This window comes from Oleiphilus sp. HI0067, from assembly GCF_001635735.1.
This window is the reverse complement of sequence record NZ_LWFI01001185.1, coordinates 1-1,181: the sequence shown is the minus strand read 5'-3', so window position 1 is coordinate 1,181 and position 1,181 is coordinate 1. Positions and strand designations below refer to the sequence as shown.

Sequence of the window (1,181 nt, the reverse complement as noted above, 5' to 3'; positions counted from 1 at the left end):
GAAAGATTTCGACGGAACACTCAATGGATTGCTTAGCGAGCAAGGCAACCCAGAAGCAGCGAAACTTCTCGACTCTGCCAAGACTAAGTGGGAGTTTATTCAACCGTCACTCGTAAACTACAACGAGAACCGCGTTAACTTTATCGTTAACCTATATTCCAAAAAGATTATTGAAAACCTTCAGCTAGCTAGCAAGATTTAAGACTAGCTGAAACAAAAAAAGGGGGCTATTGCTTTACGCAGCGCCCCCTTTTTTTATGATCTCAAACTCAGCAAGCCGAATGTAATTGCTTAATACATTCCAGTAAGCCGTCTATATCTTCTGCGTCACCACTTTCATCCCACAACAGACCTACCCCATCAGGATAAAGCACTACCCCACTAATTTGATTTGGAATATGTTCCTGATTTGCCAACACACGAGCTTGATCACCATCCATGTTTCGACGATCGAGTTCATGCAATTCAGCACTGCTATGCACCTGAGCTGCCTTCATCCCTCGCCCTTCTTTTACAGGTAATTGATGTGTTTCGTAGATCACATAACCGCGATAGTCATCAAGCCATGGAAAAAACTTATCCTTGAGTTTTTCGTCAACAAGACGAACCCGCAATCCCTTCTTCATCGCCTCTTGCCGTAAAGCAGTGATACGCAATTCGCGCTTCGACGGCTTAATCCAAAGAATAGAACCCGCAACCACCAATGTGCCGAAAATCGCTACCAGCCAACCCAACATGTCTCTCCTTTACTCACCAGCCATCTCTTCAAGCTCCATCCATCGCTCAATAGTTGCTTCAAGCTTTTCTTGCAAAGACGTCAACGCTGTTGTTTGCTGCTCGACATAGGTATGTTCTTTTGAGTAAAAGTCAGGTCTAGACACCTCATTTTGTAGTGCTGCAACCTCTTCCTCCAAATCTGCAATGAGATCCGGCATCTGATCAAGCTCCCTTTGCAACTTATAGCTCAGTTTCTTTTTCTTTAGCGGTTCAGCCTTTTTCTGAGCAACCTGCGCTTTAACTTCAGGTTTAAGAGCTTCAGTTTGACCTTTGTTTAACAAAGCTTGCTCATCAACCAATGCGCCACCCGTTTGTCGAACCCAGTCTTGATAGCCTCCGACATATTCTCGAACCCGGCCATCACCTTCAAACACCATCGTACTGGTTACCACTTGATCAATAAA

1 protein-coding gene and 2 pseudogenes are annotated in these 1,181 nt (G+C 44.5%); 1 reads left to right on the top strand and 2 read right to left on the bottom strand.

All coding sequences use genetic code 11. The features are described from left to right. Positions 1-202: pseudogene (locus A3739_RS30065) on the top strand (hypothetical protein); the annotation flags it as partial. A 67-nt stretch (positions 203-269) separates the two neighbouring features. Here A3739_RS30065 and A3739_RS17440 read toward each other — a convergent pair. Next, positions 270-737, bottom strand: coding sequence for a hypothetical protein (locus A3739_RS17440; protein ID WP_068479502.1), 468 nt, complete (start codon positions 735-737; stop codon positions 270-272). A 9-nt stretch (positions 738-746) separates the two neighbouring features. Then, positions 747-1,181: pseudogene (locus A3739_RS17435) on the bottom strand (ABC transporter ATP-binding protein); the annotation flags it as partial.

Excerpts from the sequence above, each read along its gene's own strand:
- A3739_RS17440 (WP_068479502.1), bottom strand. The coding sequence starts at position 737 with ATGTTGGGTTGGCTGGTAGCGATTTTCGGCACATTGGTGGTTGCGGGT.